This is a genomic window from Azospirillum sp. A26, assembly GCF_042604635.1.
In the GTDB taxonomy this organism is placed as follows: domain Bacteria; phylum Pseudomonadota; class Alphaproteobacteria; order Azospirillales; family Azospirillaceae; genus Azospirillum; species Azospirillum palustre.
In genome coordinates this window covers 176,842-200,791 of the sequence record NZ_CP170473.1, presented here as the reverse complement: position 1 = coordinate 200,791, position 23,950 = coordinate 176,842, and the positions used below count along the sequence as shown (strand labels likewise).

Annotated in this window: 10 protein-coding genes, 1 pseudogene and 1 other annotated feature; of the genes and pseudogenes, 8 read left to right on the top strand and 3 right to left on the bottom strand. The window is 64.8% G+C overall.

Features of this window, described 5'->3' with window-relative positions; genetic code table 11:
- Positions 1 to 474: 474 nt before the first annotated feature.
- From ABNQ39_RS15490 to ABNQ39_RS15455, 8 genes and pseudogenes are all read left to right on the top strand, one after another.
- The gene (locus ABNQ39_RS15490) at positions 475 to 10,080 is read left to right on the top strand and encodes a calcium-binding protein (RefSeq protein ID WP_376961370.1); all 9,606 of its coding nucleotides are present in this window, start codon (positions 475 to 477) and stop codon (positions 10,078 to 10,080) included.
- Between the two features lie 393 nt (positions 10,081 to 10,473).
- Positions 10,474 to 12,090 carry a glycosyltransferase 61 family protein gene (locus ABNQ39_RS15485; protein WP_376961368.1) on the top strand — a complete coding sequence of 539 codons (1,617 nt, stop codon included), beginning with the start codon at positions 10,474 to 10,476 and terminating at the stop codon, positions 12,088 to 12,090.
- A gap of 70 nt (positions 12,091 to 12,160) precedes the next feature.
- Complete coding sequence (locus ABNQ39_RS15480) at positions 12,161 to 14,014, top strand: thiamine pyrophosphate-binding protein (RefSeq protein ID WP_376961366.1); 1,854 nt, start codon at positions 12,161 to 12,163, stop codon at positions 14,012 to 14,014.
- Entirely contained in the window at positions 14,014 to 15,543 is a 1,530-nt protein-coding gene (locus ABNQ39_RS15475) for a glycosyltransferase family 2 protein (protein WP_376961364.1), read from the top strand. The genes ABNQ39_RS15480 and ABNQ39_RS15475 overlap by 1 nt, the downstream gene beginning before the upstream one ends.
- Positions 15,543 to 16,238 carry a DapH/DapD/GlmU-related protein gene (locus ABNQ39_RS15470; protein WP_376961362.1) on the top strand — a complete coding sequence of 232 codons (696 nt, stop codon included), beginning with the start codon at positions 15,543 to 15,545 and terminating at the stop codon, positions 16,236 to 16,238. Before ABNQ39_RS15475 ends, ABNQ39_RS15470 begins: the two co-directional genes overlap by 1 nt.
- Positions 16,239 to 16,359: 121 nt before the next feature.
- The gene (locus tag ABNQ39_RS15465) at positions 16,360 to 17,382 is read left to right on the top strand and encodes a glycosyltransferase family 2 protein (protein ID WP_376961360.1); all 1,023 of its coding nucleotides are present in this window, start codon (positions 16,360 to 16,362) and stop codon (positions 17,380 to 17,382) included.
- A gap of 3 nt (positions 17,383 to 17,385) precedes the next feature.
- Positions 17,386 to 18,345: an NAD-dependent epimerase/dehydratase family protein gene (locus tag ABNQ39_RS15460; RefSeq protein WP_376961358.1), complete on the top strand. Its 960-nt coding sequence runs from the start codon at positions 17,386 to 17,388 to the stop codon at positions 18,343 to 18,345.
- A 151-nt stretch (positions 18,346 to 18,496) separates the two neighbouring features.
- Positions 18,497 to 19,751, top strand: a pseudogene (locus tag ABNQ39_RS15455) (IS3 family transposase).
- Positions 18,780 to 18,897, top strand: a sequence feature (AL1L pseudoknot). It overlaps the preceding pseudogene by 118 nt.
- A gap of 102 nt (positions 19,752 to 19,853) precedes the next feature.
- On the opposite strand, the gene ABNQ39_RS15450 reads toward ABNQ39_RS15455, so the two are convergent.
- The 3 genes from ABNQ39_RS15450 to urtA all read right to left on the bottom strand — a co-directional run bounded on the left by ABNQ39_RS15450 (position 19,854) and on the right by urtA (position 23,939).
- Positions 19,854 to 20,198 (bottom strand): FmdB family zinc ribbon protein, encoded by a 345-nt coding sequence (locus ABNQ39_RS15450; RefSeq protein WP_376961356.1) that lies wholly within the window; start codon positions 20,196 to 20,198, stop codon positions 19,854 to 19,856.
- Between the two features lie 22 nt (positions 20,199 to 20,220).
- Positions 20,221 to 21,453, bottom strand: a complete 1,233-nt coding sequence (gene fmdA / locus ABNQ39_RS15445) for a formamidase (RefSeq protein WP_376961354.1) — start codon at positions 21,451 to 21,453, stop codon at positions 20,221 to 20,223.
- A 68-nt stretch (positions 21,454 to 21,521) separates the two neighbouring features.
- Positions 21,522 to 23,939 (bottom strand): urea ABC transporter substrate-binding protein, encoded by a 2,418-nt coding sequence (gene urtA, locus ABNQ39_RS37265; protein ID WP_428846410.1) that lies wholly within the window; start codon positions 23,937 to 23,939, stop codon positions 21,522 to 21,524.
- Positions 23,940 to 23,950: the final 11 nt, after the last annotated feature.

Below are 23,950 nucleotides of genomic sequence, written 5' to 3'. Positions count from 1 at the left end.
TCCCGGCGGCCGCCTCGGAACGGCGAAAGAAATGGAAAGGGGCTGAGGTATAAAATATTTTACGGCTGGCCACTTTTCCGAGCGTTGTCACACCATTGCTCAAATTTCAGTCTTTGGAAATCTCGTTGTTTAAACCTGCTACAAATGGTTCGTTGATAATGACACTGATCTTTTGATATGGCGGAGTGCGAGGGTTCGGCGTGCCTGAAAGGCAGGTCTTTTTCGTGAATTAAACGTTACCAGGAAGTTAACTGGTTTTCGCTTCGTGCGAATTTAAAGGAGATCGGCGTGTCTGGCACACTTGACCTGAACAATCCAAACGATATGTACGGATCGACGCAGAGCGTCAATCAGTACTCCACGATCTTCGGCAGTGGCGCCATTGACGTCATTACTTTCGCTTCAGCTGGGAATACTGTATCGGTCTCCCTGCTCGAAACCTTGATCGGCAGCCTGGGGACCGATTTCGTTACGATGGCTGCTGGTGGCAACACCATGCAGGTGTCGGCAATCGAGACGCTGTTCGGCGGCGGCGGCAGCGACGTCATCACGCTGGCGGGGACGCTCGGCACGACGCTGCAGGTCGCGCTGCTGGAAACGCTTGTCGGCGGCACCGGCACCGACGCGGTCACCCTGGGCTCGGCCGGCTCGACCATGCTGGTCTCGCTGCTTGAGACGCTGACCGGCGGCACCGGCACCGACATCGTCACGCTGGGCTCGGCCGGTTCGACCATGCAGGTCGCGTTGCTGGAGACGTTGACCGGCGGCGCCGGCACCGACGTCATCACGCTGGCTGGGTCGCTGGGCGCAACGCTGCAGGTTGCGCTGCTGGAAACTCTGGTCGGCAGCAGCGGCACCGACGTGATCAGCCTCGGTTCGGGCGGCTCGACCCTGTGGATCAGAAGGATCGAGACGCTGACCGGCGGCGCTGGCACCGACGTCATCCAGCTGTACAATGGCGACAACACCGTACTGGTTTCCGGGATCGAGACGCTGACCGGTGCCAGTGATGTCGACACGATTTTCCTCGGTACGAACGGCAACACCCTGCTGGTCGACGTCGTCGAGACGGTGATCGGCAATGTCGGCACCGACGTCGTCACCCTGGGTTCGGCCGGCAACACCGTTCAGATGGCGGCGATCGAAACGGTGCTCGGCAGCGCTGCCACCGACGTCGTCACGCTGGGCTCGGCCGGCTCGACCATGCTGGTCTCGCTGCTTGAGACGCTGATCGGCGGGGTCGGCACCGACATCGTCACGGTTGGCTCGGCCGGCTCGACCATGCTGGTTGCGCTGCTGGATTCGCTGATCGGCGGGGTCGGCACCGACGTCATCACGGTGGGCTCTGCCGGTTCGACCATGCAGGTCTCGCTGGTCGAGACCCTGACCGGCGGCGCCGGCACCGACGTGATCAGCCTGGGCTCGGCCGGTACCACCCTGCTGGTGAGCGGCCTGGAAACGCTGATCGGCGGGGTCGGCACCGACATCGTCACGCTGGGCGGTTCGGGCAACACCATCCTGGTTTCGGCCATCGACAGCCTGACCGGCGGTGCGGGCACCGACGTGGTGAAGCTGGCCAACACCGGCGGCAACACGGTGACGGCGGCGGCCATCGAGACGCTGATCGGCGACATCGGCAACGACCTGCTGGTGCTGGGCACCAACGGCTCCACCGTGACGGTCTCGCTGTTCGAGACGGTCACCGGCGGTGAGGGCACCGACATCGTCGCGCTGGGCGGTGCGGGCAACACCCTGGTGGTGAACAGCCTTGAGACGCTGACCGGCGGGGCCGGCACCGACGTGGTGACCATCGGCTCGGCCGGCACCACCCTGCTGGTGAGCGGCATCGAGACGCTGATCGGCGGCGTCGGCACGGACGTCGTCACGCTGGGCGGCTCGGGCAACACCATTCTGGTTTCGGCCATCGACAGCCTGACCGGCGGTGCGGGCACCGACGTGGTGAAGCTGGCCAACACCGGCGGCAACACGGTGACGGCAGCGGCCATCGAGACGCTGATCGGCGACATCGGCAACGACCTGCTGGTGCTGGGCACCAACGGCAGCACCGTGACGGCCTTGCTGTTCGAGACGGTCACCGGCGGTGAGGGCACCGACATCGTCGCGCTGAGCGGTGCGGGCAACACGCTGGTGGTGAACAGCCTTGAGACGCTGACCGGCGGCGCCGGCACCGACGTGGTGACCATCGGCTCGGCCGGCTCGACCATGCAGGTCGCGCTGGTCGAGACGCTGATCGGCGGCGCCGGCAGCGACGTGATCACGCTGGCGGGCACGCTCGGCAGCACGTTGCAGGTTTCGCTGCTCGAGACACTGGTGGGCGGCAGCGGCAACGATGTGGTCAGCCTGGGCGCGTCCGGCTCGACCATGCAGATCGCGCTGGTCGAGACGTTGATCGGCGGCGCCGGCAGCGACGTGATCTTGCTGGCGGGCACGCTCGGCAGCACGTTGCAGGTTTCGCTGCTCGAGACACTGGTGGGCGGCAGCGGCAACGATGTGGTCAACCTGGGCGCATCCGGTTCGACCATGCTGGTCAGCGGCCTTGAGACGCTGACCGGTGGCGCCGGCACCGACGTGGTGACCATCGGCTCGGCCGGCACCACCCTGCTGGTGAGCGGCATCGAGACGCTGATCGGCGGCGTCGGCACGGACGTCGTCACGCTGAGCGGTTCGGGCAACACCATCCTGGTTTCGGCCATCGACAGCCTGATCGGCGGTGCGGGCACCGACGTGGTGACGCTGGCCAACACCGGCGGCAACACGGTGACGGCGGCGGCCATCGAGACGCTGATCGGCGACATCGGCAACGACCTACTGGTGCTGGGCACCAGCGGCTCCACCGTGACGGTCTCGCTGTTCGAGACGGTCACCGGCGGTGAGGGCACCGACATCGTCGCGCTGGGCGGTGCAGGCAACACGCTGGTGGTGAACAGCCTTGAGACGCTGACCGGCGGCGCCGGCACCGACGTGGTGACCATCGGCTCGGCCGGCAGCACCCTGCTGGTTTCCGCGGTCGAGACGCTGATCGGCGGTGCGGGCACCGACATCGTCACGCTGGGCGGTGCGGGCAACACGCTGGTGGTCAGCGGCGTCGAGACGCTGACCGGCGGGGCCGGCACCGACGTGGTGACCATCGGCTCGGCCGGCAGCACCCTGCTGGTGAGTGGCATCGAGACGCTGATCGGCGGCGTCGGCACCGAAGTGGTCACGCTGGGCGGTTCGGGCAACACCATCCTGGTTTCGGCCATCGACAGCCTGATCGGCGGTGCGGGCACCGACGTGGTGACGCTGGCCAACACCGGCGGCAACACGGTGACGGCAGCGGCCATCGAGACGCTGATCGGCGACATCGGCAACGACCTGCTGGTGCTGGGCGCCGGCGGCAGCACCGTGACGGCCTTGCTGTTCGAAACGCTGAGCGGCGGCGGCGGCACCGACGTGGTGACCATCGGCTCGGCCGGCGGCACGCTGCTCGTCTCCGCGCTCGAGACGCTGACCGGCGGTGCGGGCACCGATGTGGTGACCATCGGCTCGGCCGGCAGCACTCTGCTGGTTTCCGCGATCGAGACTCTGATCGGCGGCAGCGGCACCGACATCGTCACGCTGGGCGGTGCGGGCAACACGCTGGTGGTGAGCGGCGTCGAGACGCTGACCGGCGGGGCCGGCACCGACGTGGTGACCATCGGCTCGTCCGGCAGCACGCTGACGGCGACCGGGATCGAAACGCTGATCGGCGGCGTCGGCACCGACATGGTGTATCTGGCGACCACGGGCAGCACGGTGACGTTGACGAACATCGACATCGTCGTCGGTTCGGCCGCCAACGATGTGGTGATCCTCGCCAACACCATCGGCAACACGGTGCAGATGCTCGGCATCGAGACGCTGACCGGCAGCATCGGCAATGACGTGCTGACGCTGGGCACCGGCGGCGGTACGGTGACGGTCTCGCTGTTCGAAACAGTCAGCGGCGGCGCCGGCATCGACGTGGTCAACCTGGGCACGGGCGGCAACACCCTGTTCGTGTGCGGCCTGGAGACCCTGACCGGCGGCGCCGGCACCGACGTCATCAGCCTTTGCCCGAACGGCACCACCCTGCTGGTGAGTGCTGTGGAAACGCTGATCGGCGGTGTGGCCAACGATCTGGTCTTCCTCGGCACGGCCGGCAACACGCTCTCGGTCTCGGCCATCGACACGCTGGTCGGCGGCACGGGCACCGACGTCGTCACCTTCGGTTCGGCCGGCAACACGCTGCTGCTCCGCGGCATCGAGACGCTGATCGGCGGCGCCGGCACCGACGTGCTGACGCTGGGCGACACGGGCAACACCGCGTCGGTCTCGCTGTTCGAGACGGTCATCGGCGGCACCGCCACCGACGTCGTCACCATCGGCACCAACGGCAGCACGCTGTTCGTCGCCGCGGTCGAAACCCTGACGGGCGGTGCGGGCACCGACGTCGTCACGCTGGGTTCGGCCGGCAACACCATGCTGGTGTCCGGCATCGAGACGCTGACCGGCCAGGCCGGCACCGACGCCATCACGCTGGGCACGGCCGGCAACACCATGCTGGTCTCGCTGGTCGAGACGCTGACCGGCGGCAGCGGCACCGACGTCATTACCCTGGGCTCGTCCGGCGGCACGCTGCTGGCGACCGGGTTGGAGACGCTGACCGGCGGCGCCGGCAACGACATCGTGTTCATCGGCCTGACCGGAAGCACGCTGCTGGTGTCCAACGTCGAAGTGCTGGTCGCCGGGTCGAACATCGACACGGCCAACACGCAGGTCGACATCGTGACGCTTGGCACCGCCGGCAACACGATCATCGTCCGCGGCCTGGAGACCCTGACCGGCGGCGTCGGCACCGATCTGGTGACCATCGGCAACACCGGCACCACCATGCTGGTGTCGAATGTCGAGACGCTGACCGGCGGCACCGGTACCGACGTCATCACGCTGGGCACGGCGGGCAACACCCTGCTGCTGACCGGCCTGCTGGAGACGCTGACCGGCGGCACCGGCACCGACGTCGTCACGCTCGGCTCCGCCGGAACGACCCTGCTGGTGAGCGGTCTTGAGACGCTGGCCGGCGGCACCGGCAACGATCTCGTCTTCCTCGGCACGGCTGGCAACACGCTCTCGGTCTCGGCCATCGATACCCTGATCGGCGGCGCCGGCACCGACGTCGTCACGCTGGGCACGGCCGGCAACACGGTGCTGCTCCGCGGCATCGAGACGCTGATCGGCGGCGCCGGCACCGACGTGCTGACGCTGGGCGACACCAACAACACGGTGACCGTCTCGCTGTTCGAGACGATCGGCGGCGGCACCGGCATCGACATTGTCAGCCTGGGCACGGCCGGCAACACCGTGTTCGTGTGTGGCCTTGAGACGCTGACCGGCGGTGCCGGCACCGACGTCATCAGCCTTTGCCCGAACGGCGCCACCGTACTGGTCTCGGCTGTCGAAACGCTGATCGGCAACACGGCGATGGATGTGGTGTCCATCGGCACCGCCGGCTCGACCATGCTGGTCTCGCTGCTCGAAACCCTGAGCGGCGGCAGCGGCACCGACGTCATCACCCTGGGCTCGTCCGGCGGCACGCTGCTGGCGACCGGGTTGGAGACGCTGACCGGCGGCGCCGGCAACGACATCGTGTTCATCGGCCTGACCGGAAGCACGCTGCTGGTGTCCAACGTCGAAGTGCTGGTCGCCGGGTCGAACATCGACACGGCCAACACGCAGGTCGACATCGTGACGCTTGGCACCGCCGGCAACACGATCATCGTCCGCGGCCTGGAGACCCTGACCGGCGGCGTCGGCACCGATCTGGTGACCATCGGCAACACCGGCACCACCATGCTGGTGTCGAATGTCGAGACGCTGACCGGTGGCACCGGCACCGACGTCATCACCCTGGGCACGGCGGGCAACACCCTGCTGCTGACCGGCCTGCTGGAGACGCTGACCGGCGGCACCGGCACCGACGTCGTCACGCTGGGTTCCGCCGGAACGACCCTGCTGGTGAGCGGTCTTGAGACGCTGACCGGCGGCACCGGCACCGATCTCGTCTTCCTCGGCACGGCCGGCAACACGCTCTCGGTGTCGGGCATCGACATCCTGATCGGCGGCACGGGCACCGACGTCGTCACCTTCGGTTCGGCCGGCAACACGCTGCTGCTCCGCGGCATCGAGACGCTGATCGGCGGCGCCGGCACCGACGTGCTGACGCTGGGCGACACGGGCAATACCGCGTCGGTCTCGCTGTTCGAGACGGTCATCGGCGGCACCGCCACCGACGTCGTCACCATCGGCACCAACGGCAACACGCTGTTCGTCTCCGCGGTCGAAACCCTGACGGGCGGTGCGGGCACCGACGTCGTCACCATCGGCTCGGTCCTCGGCAACACCATGCTGGTGTCCGGCATCGAGACGCTGACCGGCCAGGTCGGCACCGACGTCGTCACGCTGGGAACGGTCGGCAACACCATGCTGGTGTCGCTGCTCGAAACCCTGAGCGGCGGCAGCGGCACCGACGTCATCACCCTGGGCTCGTCCGGCGGCACGCTGCTGGCGACCGGGTTGGAGACGCTGACCGGCGGCGCCGGCAACGACATCGTGTTCATCGGCCTGACCGGAAGCACGCTGCTGGTGTCCAACGTCGAAGTGCTGGTCGCCGGGTCGAACATCGACACGGCCAACACGCAGGTCGACATCGTGACGCTTGGCACCGCCGGCAACACGATCATCGTCCGCGGCCTGGAGACCCTGACCGGCGGCGTCGGCACCGATCTGGTGACCATCGGCAACACCGGCACCACCATGCTGGTGTCGAATGTCGAGACGCTGACCGGCGGCACCGGTACCGACGTCATCACGCTGGGCACGGCGGGCAACACCCTGCTGCTGACCGGCCTGCTGGAGACGCTGACCGGCGGCACCGGCACCGACGTCGTCACGCTCGGCTCCGCCGGAACGACCCTGCTGGTGAGCGGTCTTGAGACCCTGACCGGCGGCACCGGCACCGATGTCGTCTTCCTCGGCTCGTCCGGCAACACGGTTTCGGTCTCGGGCATCGACATCCTGGTCGGCGGTGCTGGCACCGACGCCGTCACGCTGGGCACGGCCGGCAACACGCTGCTGCTCCGTGGCTTCGAGACGCTGACCGGCGCTGCCGGCACGGACGTCATCACGCTGGGCGACACCGGCAACACGCTGGCGATCTCGCTGATCGACACGCTGGTTGGCGGCACGGGCTCCGACGTGGTCAGCCTCGGCACGACCGGCACCACCATGCTGGTTTCGGCGCTGGAGACCCTGACGGGCGGCACGGGCACCGATGTCGTCACCCTGGGTTCGACGGGCAACACCCTGGCGGTCTCGCTGATCGACACCCTGGTGGGTGGCGCTTCGGTCGATGTCGTCACCCTGGGCACGACCGGCACCACCCTGCTGGTTTCGGCTCTGGAGACGGTCACCGGCGGTGTCGGCACCGACGTCGTCACCCTGGGCACGGCCGGCAACACCCTGCTCGCCAACGCCCTGGAGACGATCACCGGCGGCACGGGTTCCGACCTCGTGTTCCTGGGTTCGTCGGGCAACACGGTCCTGGCCTCCGGGCTGGAGATCCTGATCGGCGGCACCACCACCGACGTGGTCACGCTGGGCACGGCCGGTAACACGGTCATCCTGCGCGGCCTGGAGACCCTGACAGGCGCTGCTGGCACCGACGTCATCACCATCGGCGACACCGGCACCACCATGCTGGTCTCGGCGCTGGAGACCCTGGTCGGCGGTTCGGGCACCGATGCCATCACCCTGGGCACGACCGGCAACACCCTGCTGGTTTCGGCTCTGGAGACGGTCACCGGCGGCGCGGGCACCGACGTCATCACCATCGGCACGACGGGCTCGACCCTGCTGGCCAATGCGCTGGAGACGATCACCGGCGGTTCGGGTTCGGAACTGGTCTTCCTGGGTTCGGGCGGCACGACGGCCCTGGTTTCGGCGATCGACATCCTGATCGGCGGCGCCGGCACCGACGTGATCACGCTCGGCACGGCCGGCAACACGGTGCTGCTGCGCGGCATCGAGACGCTGACCGGCGATGTCGGCACCGACGTCGTCACGCTGGGCAACACCGCGAACTCGCTGCTCGTCAGCGGGATCGAGACGCTGACCGGCGGTCTGGCTTCCGACATCGTCACCCTCGGCACGTTCGGCAACACCATGGTGGTGTCGGGCATCGAGACGCTGATCGGCGGCACGGGCACCGACGTGGTGACCATCGGCACGGCCGGCGGCACGCTGCTGGCTCTGGGCATCGAGACGCTGATCGGCGGCACGGGCCTGGAAGTCATCTTCACCGGTTCGGCGGGTGCGACCCTGACCGTCTCGGGTGCGGACTACGTGATCGGCAACTCCGGCACCGACGTCCTGACCCTGGGTTCGGCCGGCAACACCACCACCATCCGCGGCATCGAGACGCTGATCGGCGGTGCGGGCACCGACCTCGTGTTCCTGGGTGACACCGGCAACACGATGACGCTGGGCACCGGCATCGAGATCCTGGTCGGCGGCACGGCCACCGACGTGCTGACCATCAGCACTTCGGGCGCCACCCTGCTGACCCGCGGGATCGAGACGCTGATCGGTTCGACCGGCACCGACGTGATCACGCTCGGCGACACGCCGAACACGATCACCGTCACCGGCATCGACACCCTGACCGGCGGTGCTGGCACCGACGTCGTCTTCACCGGCTCGACCGGCGTGACGATGACGGTCTCGGGTGTCGAGTTCCTGGTCGGCGGTGCGGGTACCGACGTCGTCACCCTGGGCTCCTCGGGCAACACCGTCATCACCCGCGGCATCGATACGCTGTCGGGCGGTGCGGGCACCGACTGGGTGTTCCTGGGCGACACCGGCGTCACCATGGCGCTGGGTTCGGGCATCGAACTGCTGATCGGCGGCGCCGCTACGGATGTCGTCAGCCTCGCCACCTCGGGCAGCACGCTGCTGACCCGCGCGGTCGAGACGCTGATCGGCTCCTCGGGCAACGACGTGATCACGCTCGGCGACACGCCGAACACGGTCACGGTCTCTGGCATCGACACGCTGACCGGCGGCGCCAACACCGACATCGTCTTCACCGGCTCGGCCGGCGTGACGATGCTGGCTTCGGGCGTCGAGTTCCTGGTCGGCGGCACCGGTTCGGACGTCGTGACCCTGGGTGCGTCGGGTAACACCGTCATCACCCGCGGCATCGACACGATGATCGGTGGTGCCGGCAGCGACCTGGTGATCCTGGGCGACACCGGCGTCACCATGCGGGCGGAGACCGGCATCGAGATCATCGTCGGCGGTGCGGCCACGGATGTGGTCAGCCTCGGCGACGGCGGCTCGACCGTCCTGCTGCGTGGCATCGAGACGCTGATCGGCGGCACGGGCAACGATGTGATCACCACCGGCAACACCGGCGTGACCATGTCGGTGCAGAACGTGGAGACGCTGATCGGCGGTCTGGGCACCGATGCGATCACGGTGACCAGCGGGTCGATCCGCTTCCAGGGTGGTACTGGCGACAGCATCAGCCTGGCGTCGGGCAGCGGCACCGATACGGTGGTGTACTCGTCCTTCAGCGACATTGCGGCGCTGGGTGCGAACACCGGCTTCATCTCGGTGTCGAACTTCCAGTCGGGCACCGACAAGGTGCAGCTGACCGGTGCGGCCCGGACGACGGCGGACCGGAGCGGCGACGCGGCTCTGACCACGGCGACCGCGGCGACCAACGGGGTGAGCATGACCAACGAGCTGGTCAGCCTATCCTCCGCGGTCAGCGGCAGCCTGACGGATGCGAACCTGGCCAGCTTCCGCTCGGCCCTGGGGACGCTGACGAACTCGTCGGCCGGTGCGAGCACGCTGGTTCTGGCCAACAACGGCACCAGCTCCGGCCTGTACCAGGTGGTCGACACCAACGGCGACGGCCAGGTGGCTTCGTCCGAGGTTCGTCTGCTCGGCGTCTACAACAGCACGGTGCTCTCGCTCTCCGACATCAACCTCGGTTGATCCGGCGGCGAGGCTTCAGCATCGCGGTAAAAGGAGGGGCGCCCGAAAGGGCGCCCCTTTCTCTGTGGGTAAACCCCTTCAAACAAATCCTTCTCGGCAAATCCCCCTGGGCAAATGTCCGGCTGTCGCCCGGCATCCAACCCTTCATCTTCATCGGCATGACTGCGAAGTCTGTGAAATAGACCCGTCCCAATCTTCCAAACTTCATGTCGGCAGATTCCGGCGACACGCGCACGGCAAAGGGACCGTGGTAGAATCTGTCCGTTTGAGAGGGGTATCTTTATAAGATACTGATGCTGTGTTGATTTGGTTGAGGAAATTACATATCGTCGCAGACCGGTATTTTCCGTGCGCACTTGGTGGCAAGGCAGCCCTATGGATGTCAATCCAGGTATGAAGAATAAGCTCTCAATGGAATATGTCGCTGCCGCTCGCTCCGGCGACTTTGAACGTGCAAAAAGAATCCTGAAGATATTTGTCGCGCTGGAGCCTGACGCAGCGAAATACCATATTCATATCTCCGGGGTTTGCTCCGAAGAGGGCGAGTTCGCAGAAGCAATCGAGTCTTTGAACCGTGCGAAAATCCTGGATCCGGACGATGGTTCTCTGCATCTGGCACTCGCCTGTTGCTACGAGGCGGTGGGGCGAACCGGTCTGGCTGAGGAAATCATAAAAAAAGAACTCGCGAAAAATCCCGATTCGTTCATTTTCCGCCAATTGTCTTTGTTAATTTCAATGAAGAGCGATGACAATGAAAGAGCGGCTGATATTGTCAAGGAATTGCTTGAGCATCCCGAAATAGACGAACGCAAATTCGCTGAATCCGCAAACCTGCTCATATCTTTGATCGGGTCTTCCGTGGCGCGTCAAAGATTTCATGACCTTTCAGTGAAAAGCACCAAGGAAAACATCGATCGCATATCGGCATACTATAAGCACCTGTTGACGGAAGGAGTGAAATCTCCGGAGATCGTCAAGGTGTGCCGTATTGAGGATATGGAACAGGAGAACCTGTGCCATCGGCTGCCTTTGTCTCAATATCGAAAAATTCTGCATATGCATAATGCTTATGTCGGCATTTCAAGCCAGTCGGTGATGGCAAAAAACCGGATGTGCCGAGATCTTGGCTATCATATAGAAATCAATTCATCATCTGACATTGCAAATCTTCCTAACACGAGATTTGGAACGAAGAAAAATTTCGATGCCATTGAGGTTGATGAGGCAATATTCATTGGAGGCGGCAGAAATTACTATCATTGGATGGTAGACTATCTCCCGGGCCTTGGCCTTCTGGAAAAAAATGGAATTCTCAGGAATGTCCCTGTCATATTCAATTCAGATCTGACAAGTTTCCAGAAACAGTCTCTGGAGCATATTGGCTTCGATTTCTCGAGATATCTCGACCCGGGACAGGGTAACGTATTCCATTGCTCGCAGCTTTGGGCGACTGTCAGAGTACCGGGCAGAAGGACCATTATGGGCATGCCGGATTGGTGGCAGTCCGAGGTCGATATCGAAACATTGTCCTGGCTGCGAGAAACATTCCTCGAGACATCGGACGGCGCCGGAGCGAAAGGGGAGCGAAAGCTCTACCTATCTCGCGGAAACGCCTCGCTCAGACGCCTGTTGAACGATGGGGACGTCGTCGAGCTGATGATGGCGGCCGGCTATGAAATCGTTCATCCGGAACAACTTTCGGTAGCCGAGCAAGTCAGTTTGTTTGCCGAGGCCAGCCATGTCGTCGGGGTTCATGGCGCCGCTTTCACGAACATTGCGTTCATGTCGCCGGGATCGAAAATCTTCGAGATCGTGGGTGAATTCAAGCCCCCGGAGTTCTACAAGAAGATTGCCGGTATTCTAGGCCTGTCACATGACTTCATTGAGGCAAGAATTGGAAAGATACACAAGAGAAAATTTTCCGTTGATCCCCGATTTGGAGACATTTCCGTCGACATATCGCAGCTTAGGAAAAGGCTTTCGATATTCGATGGCAGCTTTCGTGGGTAGACGGGCCAAATTCTAAAGCCGGCCAGGACGATACAACCGGTCAGCCGTTCGGTGCGAGTGTCAAATGACGATGAGAGTTTCTGACTATGTCGCCTCCTTCATTGCCGATTTTCTCGGCTTGCGGGATATTTTTCTCGTCTCGGGCGCCGGCATCATGCACCTGACCGACAGCGTCGTCAGGCATCCGAATCTGCAGGCGGTTTGCCTTCATCACGAGCAGTCGGCCGCCATGGCGCTGGATGCCTATGCCCGCGTCAACGGACATTTCGCCGTCGGCTGCTTCACCACCGGGCCGGGAGCCACCAACGCCATCACCGGGCTCGTCGGAGCCTGGCAGGACAGTGTGCCCTGCCTGTTCCTGTCCGGCCAGGTCAAGCTGGCGGCGGCCTCCCACATTGCCGGCGTGCCGGGCCTGCGTCAGTTCGGCGTGCAGGAACTGGACATCGTCCCCATCGTCTCATCGATATCCAAACATGCGGTCATGCTGACCGATCCCTTCCGCATCCGCTATGAACTGGAAAAGGCAGTCCATCTGGCCCGCTCCGGACGCCCCGGTCCGGTGTGGATCGACATACCGATGGATGTCCAGGCGGCCTGGATCGAACCGGAGGATCTGGCCGCATACATCGCCGAAGAGGGCGGCGTTCCGTCTCCTGCCCCTGGTGACGTGGCGCTGGCATGGGAGCGGCTTCGCCTTGCCGAGCGGCCCGTCATCATCGCCGGACAGGGCGTTCGATTGGCGGGGGCGTGCGATGCTCTCCGGCGTCTCGCCGAACGCCACCAAATCCCGGTGGTCACCCCTTATCTCGGGCTCGACGTCATGAGCCACGATCTTCCCGTCTATATCGGCAGGCCGGGCGTCCGGGGCGACCGTGCGGCGAATTACGCCATGCAGAATGCCGACCTGATCCTGGCGATCGGCACCAGTCTGCCCGTTTCGGTCGTCGGCTATGACCATGCGCAATTTGCCCGCGCCGCCACCCGGATCGTCGTCGATATCGACCCCACCGCCCACCGCAAGCCGACGATCTCCATCGATCAGTTGGTGGTGGCCGATGCGAAGGACTTCATCGACCTCCTGCTTGAAGAGGCGGAGCATGACGCGCCCTCCGCCCCGCCATCCACCACAGCCACAGCCACAGCCGCTTGGCTGGCGCGCTGCGTGGATTGGAAGACCCGGTACCGGGCGGATCTTCCCGATCCCGCCGATACCGTCGGCGGTGTTCACAGCCACAGCCTGATTGCCGCCTTGTCCCGACGGTCGCAGGCTGACGACATCGTCATCTGCGATACCGGAACGGCCATGTACGCCACGGCGCAAGCGATCCGGCTGACCGGGCAGGGGCAACGGTTCATCACCTCGGGCGGCATGGCCTGCATGGGCTACACGCTGCCGGCCGCAATCGGGGCGGCTTTCGCCGGACGCGACCGGCGCGTGCTGGCCATCACCGGCGACGGCTCGCTTCAGATGAACGTTCAGGAGTTGCAGACCCTTTTCCACCACCAGCTTTCCGTCAAGCTGTTCGTGCTGAACAACGCTGGCTATCTGTCGATCCGATCGACCCAGCAGAAGTATTTTGCTGGCCGCCTGATCGGGGAAGGCGCTGAAACGGGAATCAGCATGCCGGACACGCTCAAGCTTTGTGCCGCCTATGGGCTGCCGGCGGAACGGGTGACATCTTTGGAAGAGTTGGACGACGCGCTGGAGCGGGCCCTGACCGCATCGGGCCCCTATGTCCTCGATGTCGTCATGCCGCCCGACCAGCCGGTGATTCCGGCGCTCTCCTCCAGAATAGAGGCCGATGGCAGCATGTCCTCCCGCCCGCTGGAGGACATGTATCCGTTTCTTCCGCGCGCAGAGCATCATGCCAACATGCTGATCGACCAGGCATCCCTGCGAAAAGACGAACTTGGTGACGCCTGATGCAGCAGATGCGATCCAGCCAAATCGAAACCCTTGACGCGGTTAATCGGGAAATCGTTCAGGCCCAGACCTTTCTGCGAAAAGCCCTTTCGGACGGGGTTCCTGTTCCGCCGAAACCGGTGAACCCGACGATCAGCATCGGGATTCCCATCTACAACCGGCATGCAGAAACTCAGGATCTCATCGCCGTCCTGTGCTGGCAGATTTGCCAGCTCGACCAGCACATATCGGTCGATATTCACGACAACGGCAAAAACGAACGCAACATCCAGTTCATAGCAAGAATCCGCGAAATATTTCCATTCGTCAGGTACCGACGCTGCTTCTGCAATGTCGGGGCGGACCTGAATCTTTCATCGCTCTATATGTTCAGCGAAACCCCGTTCCGCTGGCTTCTGGGCGACGACGATATGCCGGCCCCAGGCGCCTTGGGACAGGTCGCGGAGATCGTTGCCCGCCATGACGACAAAACCGTGACCTTGTTCCACCTCGGCAACCTGATCGTCGACGCGGAGTTGCGCGACATAACCCACGATGAGGATATGCCAAGCTCTCAATATGAGCCTGGTATTCATTTTCTCGACATGGATCAGTCCGTTCTCGGCATTGGCCGGGAATTTCTTAGAATGAGCGCCAACATCGTCAAGGTTCTTCCGTTCCATGACGTCGTGGAACGTCATTTGGTCGGGCTTGGCCTTTCACCCATCTGCTTCAATCTGAACGCGCTGACACACGGCAAATGCTGTTTCATCAATCATCCCTTTCTCATCTATCGTGAAGGCGACAAATCGCACTGGATTTCCAGGTGGCCTCATATCGCCCATTATAATTTCCCACGATTTCTTGGCGCGATGGCGCTGAACGGACTGATTTCCACCGCAACGGTGGACAGCTTTTTCAATGCACGGCCGGATTTCGTCTTCGGGGAAAATGCGAAACATGCATCGGCCTTCAACCACCTGAACTGGCATCGGATGCTCGCGGCGACCGACCTTGAAGGGGCCGAGGTCAATCTGGCCGGCAAAGATTTGATAAGCAGGCTTTTGAAGGACTGGGCGAACGGACGCCCCGTGGATATCGATTGCCTGTCCCATGGCCGGACTTTCCAGTCCGAGTGTTTCGGCGACATCGCGGCCGGCTTCTTCGAAATCGACGAGCGGCTGATGTATGTCATGATCCCGGCCGATGGCAGCGGCAGAAGCGCCGGCTTCCGCCTCTTCGGCATTCCTGCCTTCGGACAGGCGGTGTGCGACCTTCAGATCTGGGTGCGCGATGATGGCCAGCCTCCGGTGGTGAGCAGTCTGGGCATCAGGCCGGCCGGAGAAAACGGTCCCTTCCGGCAGATTGCGGCCATCTCTCCCACACCGGGCCGGCCGATTCTGTGCAAGGTTCCGCTGGGACAGGTCGAAAGCCCGGTCGATCTGGAAATCCGCTTCACGCTCGACAGCAGTCAGCAGGCAGGAACAACCGCACTGTGTGTCGTGAAGCGGCTGATCATCTCTCTGTCGACAATCGAAGGATGCGTTTGATGGTGCCGCTTGAAGGACAGCCGACCGGATCGGGAGCAGAGCGCGTCGTGATCCTTGGCTCAGGTGGAATGGGCCTCATCGCTGCCGAGCTTTGCCAGACCACCGGCCGGGAGCCTGTGGGCTTCCTCGACAATCTCAAGGAGCCGGGGACACATGTTCACGGCACTCCGATCCTCGGCCCCTTCGATCTGTTGGAAAGGGATGCCGCGTTGCGGGCGGCCTGCCACTTCATTGTGGCGGTCAGCGATGCCGGATTGCGCCGTGAATGGCTCGGCCGGATCGCCGCGGCGGGAGCACGGCTGGTCACCATGATCCATCCCTCGGTTTCCTGTTCGCCTTTGGCCCGCCTGGGCGAGGGCGTCATGATCTTTCCCTTCACCACGATCTATCCGGCAGCACAGATCGGAAATGGGTGCCTGATCCAAGGCCATTGCGCCCTGGGACCGGAGGTTTCCATCATGCCGGTCTGCGTTCTTGGGGAGGGCTCTATGTATGGCTATCGGAGCCGCATCGGCGCTGACAGCTTCATCGGCGCCGGAGCATTCGTACGTCCGGGCATCGTCGTCGGAGAGGGCTGCGTGATCGGGGCCAACAGCACTGTCATCCGGGACATTCCGCCCTTCAAGCTCGCCGTCGGATCTCCGGCACGCATCGTGCGCGACAATGCCGAGATGGACCCGGCTCTTGCGGAATAGAGCCTGAGAGACCGAAGGCGGCGACCGTCGGACCGGACGGCTCCCTCACTGGAAGCGCCATGACCATTCCCCGATCATGTCTTGGCTGAAGCACAATTCACCTCTCGGAGACGAGATCGTCATGCCTCCTTTCCTGTCGATCGTTATTCCCAGTCACAACCGGGAAATTTTTATCGGGCCATTGCTGACGGAGCTCGCGAGACAGTCGGCCTTCCTGCCTGCCGGGACAGTGGAGGTGATTGTCTTGGACAATGCCAGTTCCGACCGGACCACCGACGTCTGCCGCGATATCGGCGCTAGGTTCCCCGGCTTCCGCTATGTCCGCAATGCGGTGAATATTGGCGCCGACGAAAATGTCCTGAGTTGTCTGTCGGCCGGAACCGGTGAATGGCTCTGGATATTCGGCGACGACGACATTCTGCATGACGGGGCGTTGGCAAAGACCATCGCGCTGTTGAAGGAAACACCGGCGGACATGGTGCTTCTGAACTACCGTCAGGTCCATCGGGACGGCGTGACCGTGCTGGCGGAACATGTCTGCTCGCTCGACGCCGACATGACCTTCCCGACATTGGGCGGATGGCTGGAGCAGCCGGCTTCGATGTGCCTGCTGGCCTTCATAACCTCCGCCATCGCCCGCCGCGCGCCGATGGCGGCAATCGATCCATCGCCATACCGCGTCCGGAGCCTTTTCACCTTCCTCGGCATTCGCTTCGAAGCGTTCGCCGACCGTCCGGTGCATGTCATTGCCGATCCCTGGATCACCCAGCGTCAGTATAATTTTACGCCGGGCGACGAAGTCACCGCCAACCCCTTGACCGGAATCGCCATCTACCGGCTTCTCCTGCAAATAAACAAGCGGAGCCGCCTGCGTCCCAAGCAATTGTGGTCGGCTTCGGTCATCGACGGCATCGGCCAGGGACTTCCGGTCATGAATTTCCTGGACTGGGTGATCAAATACACGATCATCGAGCCGCTTTCCGCCAAGTTCCATGTGATGTCGCCGGACCAATGGAAGGCTTTCATGGACTTCTACCGCAACGAGTCCGGCGAACTGCCCGACCAAATCAGGGCACGCCTGCTGACAGCGATCAATGCCGCGATCGAAGCCCACAATGCGCTGGTCCGTCTGAAAGGAGCCTGAGCCGTGACCGGACGCCGGATGTTCCGGACGGCGATCCTCGGCGCAGGCGGCTTTCTTGGGGCCTATCTGACCCGGGAACTGCTTGCTTCGGACCACGAGGTTCTGGCCGTCACCCGGCCGGGCGGCAGTGAATGGCGCCTTGCCGGACTGGCTTGCGCCACGGCTGCCGCGGATCTGGCGGACATCGACGCCCTGCGTTCGCTTCTGCGCGAATTCCGGCCCCAGTCGATTGTCAATTTGGCTTGGTCCGGTGTCGCCAACACCCATCACGACGACCCGGCCCAAACCGGCAACGTCGCCATGACGGTGCAGCTCGTCGCTCTGGCCGCAGAGTTGGGCTTGATCTGCTTCGTCGGCGTCGGATCGCAAGCCGAGTATGGGCCGCAGAACCGAATCCTGCGGGAGAGCGATGAACTCAGGCCGACCACGCACTATGGCAGGGCGAAGGCGGATGCCGGTCGGGAGGCTGCAAGACTTTGTGCCGATAGCGGGATGCGTTTCGCTTGGCTGCGCGTCTTCTCGACCTATGGAGCGATGGACAACGGGAAATGGCTGATCCCGATGGCGATCAGTCGTCTTCTGCACGGCGAGCCCGTTCCCCTGACGGGTTGTGAGCAAGGATGGAGCTTTCTGCATGCCCGCGACACCGCCACCGCCATCCGCACGGTGGTGGAGCATGACGAGGCGGAGGGAGTGTTCAACCTTGGCCACCCCGAAGCCCCGCCCTTGAAGGAAACGCTGATCCGGCTTCGCGATCTCGTCGATCCGCACGGCATCCTCGACTTCGGCCGCCTGCCTTACGGTCCGAACCAGGTGATGCTGCTGCAACCGGATATCCACCGTCTGCACCGTCTCGGCTGGCAACCGAAAGTCGATCTGGATGCCGGATTGCGGGAGACCGTCCGCTGGTTCACAGATCGGCCCGCCCCTCACGGCCTTCCGCTCGGCCTCCAACAGACATGATCGCAGTCCTCAGGGGCACATCACCATTGAGATAGCGCTCAGCAACACAGCTGTCGGGGTTACCCCAGCCATCGGAAGAGGCTGAGGTTTATCCAATCTGAACCGCGCCGGGTTTGTCGGAGGCTCCGTTTCTTGAGAGAATGGGGTCATGATGACGAAAGCGACATCACGCACATACGCTCCTGAAGTCCGCGAACGTGCGGTGCGGATGGTGTTCGAGCACGCGGGGGATTACGCCTCGCAGTGGGTAGCGATCGGCTCGATCGCGGCGAAGATCGGCTGCACGGCGGAGACGCTGCGGGGCTGGGTCCGGCAGGCCGAGCGTGACCAGGGCAAGGGGCCTGCCCGACGACGGACGAGCAGGAGCGGATCAAGGCACTGGAGCGCGAGGTGCGGGAATTGCGTCAGGCGAACGAGATTCTGCGCAAGGCGTCGGCGTATTTCGCCCAGGCGGAGCTCGACCGCCCGTTTCGGAAATGATTGCCTTCATCGACGCGCACCGTGCCGTCCACGGGGTCGAGCCGATCTGCAAGGTGCTTGCCGATCGCCCCATCCACTTACCGCACCCATGCCGCCCGGCGGGCCGATCCGTCCAGGGCGCCGGTCCGCTCGCGAAGCGACGCGGCGCTGAGTTTGGCTATCCGACGGGTCTGGGATGCGAACTTCCAGGTCTACGGGGTACGGAAAGTCTGGCGGCAGTTGCGGCGGGACGGCATCGATGCAGCGCGCTGCACGGTGGCCCGGCTGATGAAGCACATGGGGTTGAAGGGGGCAACACGCGGCAAGGCGGTGCGCACCACGATCAGCGACCACGCCATACCATGCCCCGCTGACCGGGTGAACCGCCAGTTCCAGGCCCCACGTCCGAATGCCTTGTGGGTGGCGGATTTCACCTATGTCGCCACGTGGCAGGGCTTCGTCTATGTGGCCTTCGTCATCGACACCTTCGCCCGCAAAATCGTAGCTTCGCTGGCCCTTCGGGCTCGGCTGGCGGGTGTCGCGCACCGCCCACGCCGGCTTTGTCCTGGATGCCTTGGAACAGGCGCTTCACGATCGCCGGCCAGCCAAGGGCGGCGGTCTCATCCACCACTCGGACCGCGGATCGCAATACGTCGCTATTCGCTACACCGAGCGTCTCACCGATGCCGGCGTCGAGCCATCCGTGTGCAGCGTCGGCGATTCCTATGACAACGCCTTGGCCGAGACCATCAACGGCCTCTACAAGACCGAGGTGATCCGGCGCCGTGGGCCGTGGCGCAACCCTGGAGGCCGTCGAGTTCGCCACCCTGGAATGGCTCGACTGGTTCAACAATCACCGCCTCCTCGAACCCATCGGCAACATCCCTCCCGCCGAGGCCGAAGCGCGTTACTATGCTCAAACCGAGGGCGTCGCCATGGCGGCGTGACTCAAACCAAATGGCCTCCAGCAAACCAAGCGCGGTTCACCCCATCGGAGGCCCCGGCAACCGGTCGGCCGACAAGTTGACGGAGCCTCCGTTCCTGATGGGTCAGTGGCTGATCATCCACGGCCTTGCCGTCGGAAACCCCTTCGCCCCGTCGGGGGTGCGCAGCACCGACCGCCCCTTTCCGCCGCTTCCGCAGCCGCAGCCGGGACCGTGCTTATGCTTCGGCCCGACCTCCGACAGCAGGCTCGGCCGGTCGGCGCTGCGTTCGTTGGTGGCGTGCGCCGTCCGTGTCGCGGCGGAGACGGTGGAGAAGGCCGGCGTCCTGCGGATCACCCGCGGCGACGGCACCCCGCAGTGGGGACAGGGCTGCGGCAGGCTGCATTCCGCCATCGGCCGCATCTCGGTGAAGTCGCCGCAGGTCCGGCACTCGTAGTCGTACATCGGCATGGCGCGTCCTCCCCCTTGCCGGTTACACGCGGTCCTGCGCGACCGGCATGTCGACGTCGCCACTGATGAACTTGGTCGGGCCGTCGGCGTTGGGCGTGATGTCGAAGTCGAAGATCTGCGTCGGCAGGAACAGGGTGGCGCAGGCGTTGGGGACATCGACCACGCCGCTGATATGGCCCTGGACCGGCGCGGTGCCGAGGATCGAATAGGCCTGGGCGCCGGAATAGCCGAACTTCTTCAGATATTCGATGGCGTTCAGGCAGGCCTGGCGGTAGGCGACATGGACGTCCAGGTAATGCTGCTCGCCCGCCTCGTCGACCGAGATGCCCTCGAAGATCAGATAGTCGTTGTAGGTCGGGACGATCGGGCTCGGCTTGAAGATCGGGTTTTTGATGCCGTACTTCGCCATGCCGTCCTTGATCAGGTTCACCTTCAGATGCGCCCAGCCCGCCATCTCGATGGCGCCGCAGAAGGTGATCTCGCCGTCGCCCTGGCTGAAATGCAGGTCGCCCATCGACAGGCCGGCTCCCTTCACATAGACCGGGAAATAGATGCGCGAGCCGCGCGACAGATCCTTGATGTCGCAGTTGCCGCCATGCTCGCGCGGCGGCACGGTGCGGGCGCCCTCAGCCGCCGCCTTGTCGCGCGCATCGCCCTTCAGCCGGCCCATATGAGCGGTCGGCGCGTAGGGCGGGTTGGCGAGGCCGGGGACGCGGGTCGGGTTGGTGTCGATCAGCGCCTGCTCACGCTTGTTCCACTTGGCCAGCAGGTCGTGCGAGGGCAGGCAGCCGATCAGGCCGGGATGGATCAGCCCGGCGAAGCGCACGCCCGGGATGTGGCGCGACTTGGTGAACATGCCCTCGAAGTCCCAGATCGACTTCTGGGCCAGCGGGAAATGCTCGGTCAGGAAGCCGCCGCCGTTCTGCTTGGAGAAGAAGCCGTTGAAGCCCCACTGCTGCTGCGGGAAGGCGCCGATGTCCAGCAGGTCGACCACCAGCAGGTCGCCCGGCTCCGCCCCTTCGACCCCGACCGGGCCGGACAGGAAATGGACCTGGCTGAGATCGACGTCGCGCACGTCGGCGGCATCGTCGTCGTTTTTGATCTGGCCGCCGGTCCAGTCGTAGCATTCCAGGATGAAGTCGTCGCCCGGCTTCACCGTCACCGCCATCGGGATGTCCGGATGCCAGCGGTTGTGGATCATGTCGTTCTCGTAGGGAGATTGCGACAGGTCGGCCTTGATCAGGGTGTCAGCCATGGTTTGCTCTTCCTTATCGATGGACTGATGGGTGACGGGGAAAGGCAGGAGGACGCGGAGTGCGGAACTCAGGCCGCCAGCTCCCGGAAGCCGTCCGGGAAGGGGTTCGGCTCGATGAGATCCCGGGTCTCGAAGACCACGTCGAACTGGCCGTCGCGTCGGGCGCGGCCGATGCGGGTCCGGGTCCACAGGTGATGGTTCTCGTGGATGCGCAGGGCACCGGCCGGCGCTCCGGCGAACTCGATGCCGGGCGAGGCGGCGACGACGCGCGCCACGTCGAAGCTGCCGGCCTTCTCAACCGCCAGCTTCCACAGCCAGGGGCCGAGCCAGGCGTTGTGGGTGACGTCGCCGATGACGCTGTCCGCCCCCCACATCGCCTTGAAGGCGGCGACGAAGGCGCGGTTGGCCGGTAGCTCCAGGCTCTGGAAATATTTGGCGCAGGTGAAGGCCCCGGCGATGTTGTCGCCGCCGATGCCCATCATCTCGTCCTCGGTGACGCTGTTGGTCATCAGGATCTGGCGGTCCAGCTCGATCCCGGCCGCCTTCAGCTGCTTGTAGAAGGCGACGTTGGAGCCGCCGACGACAATGGCGTAGATCACGTCGGGCCGGGCCGCCCGGATGCGCGCGACGATGGTCTCGAAGCGGGTGTCGCCGAGTTCGGCATACTCCTCGCCGACGACGCGGCAGCCCTTGGCCTCGATGTGGCGCCGCGCGATGGCGTTGGAGGCGCGCGGCCAGATATAGTCCGAGCCGACCAGGAAGAAGCTCTTCGCCCCCTTCTCGCGCATCACCCAGTCCAGCCCGGCCAGGATCTGCTGCGTCGCCTCCTGCCCGGTGTAGATGACGTGGTCGGACTGCTCCAGACCCTCGTAGAAGGTCGGGTAGTAGAGCAGGCCGTCGCGCTTCTCCAACACCGGCAGCACCTCCTTGCGCGAGGCCGAGGTCCAGCAGCCGAAGATCGCCGCCACCTTGTCGGTCCCGAGCAACTTGTCGGCGCGGGCGGCGAAGATCGGCCAGTCGCTGGCTCCGTCCTCCTGGACGATCTCTATCCGCCGGCCCAGCACGCCGCCGGCCTCGTTGATCTGCTGGATCGCCAGCATCTCCGCCTGGATCGACCCGCCCTCGCTCAGCGCCATGGTGCCGGTGACGGAATGCAGGATGCCGACCTTCACCGTCTCGTCGGTGACGGCGATGCCGCTCTTGTTCACCGCGGCGGTGGCCGGCGCGCCGGGCGCCAGCCCCTGCGTGCGCCGCACCGTGGCGGCCACCATCCGCCCGGCGACCGAGGCGCGGCGGCGCAGCGCCGCCTGCAGGCTGACCTCCGCCAGGAAATTGTTGACCTCACGGCTCAGCTCGTCGGCATGGCCGGCGACCTGTGAGGCAACGCCCAGCACCTGCCCCGCCGCCGTGCCGGTGTCGGAGGCCGCGTCCGAGACGCCGGCGATGTTGGACGCCACGCTCTCAGTGCCGCGCGCCGCCTCCTGCACATTGCGGGCGATCTCGCCGGTGGCCGCCCCCTGCTGTTCGACCGCGGCGGCGATGGCGGCGGCGATCTCGTTGATCTCGGCGATGGTGCCGGCGATGGAACGGATCGCCGCCACCGCCTCGGCCGTCGCCGACTGGATGGCCCCGACCTGGGTGGCGATGTCCTCGGTCGCCCTGGCGGTCTGGTTGGCCAGAGTCTTGACCTCGCTGGCGACGACGGCGAAACCCTTGCCGGCCTCCCCTGCCCGCGCCGCCTCGATGGTGGCGTTCAGCGCCAGCAGGTTGGTCTGGCCGGCGATGCCCTGGATCAGCCCGATCACCTGCCCGATCCGCCCGGCGCTGTCGGCCAGGCTCTGCACCACCGTGTCGGTGCGGCGGGTGTCGGCGACCGCCTTGCCGGCGATGGCGGCGGAGGACGCGACCTGCCGGCCGATCTCCTGGATCGAGGCCGACAGCTCCTCCGTCGCCGTCGCCACGGTCTGGACGTTCATCGAGGCCTGGGCCGAGGATTGCGACATCGCCGCCGACAGCCGGTTGCTGCGCCCGGCGGTCTCGCTCATCGCCGTGGCGGTGCCGGTCATTTCGGCGGCGGCCGACGAAACGGTCTGCACCAGCCGACCGACCTTGCTCTCGAAGGCGCGGGTCAGCGCCTCCAGCCGGGCGGCGCGCTCCTCGGTCGCCTTGCGTTCGGCCTCGCGCTCCGCCTCCCGCGCGTCGCGCAGCTCCGCGGCGGCGGCGATGCGGTCGAGTGCGTCGGCAAGCTCCCGCACCGGGTCGCCGCCCGCGCCACCGCCCGAACCGGACAGCGCCGCGGCGCGGGTGCCGAGCGGGCCGAGCGCCGCGTCCCGCCGGTGGGCGAAGGCGGCGGCGGCGGCGGCCAGCGCCGCGGAAACGACGAGACCGGCGGTCGCCACGCCGGTCGAACCGGTCAGCGGCACCGCCATGGCGGACAGCAGGGCGACCACGGCACAGGCGGTGGATGCGGACTTCGCGGGAGTCATGGCGCTTCCCT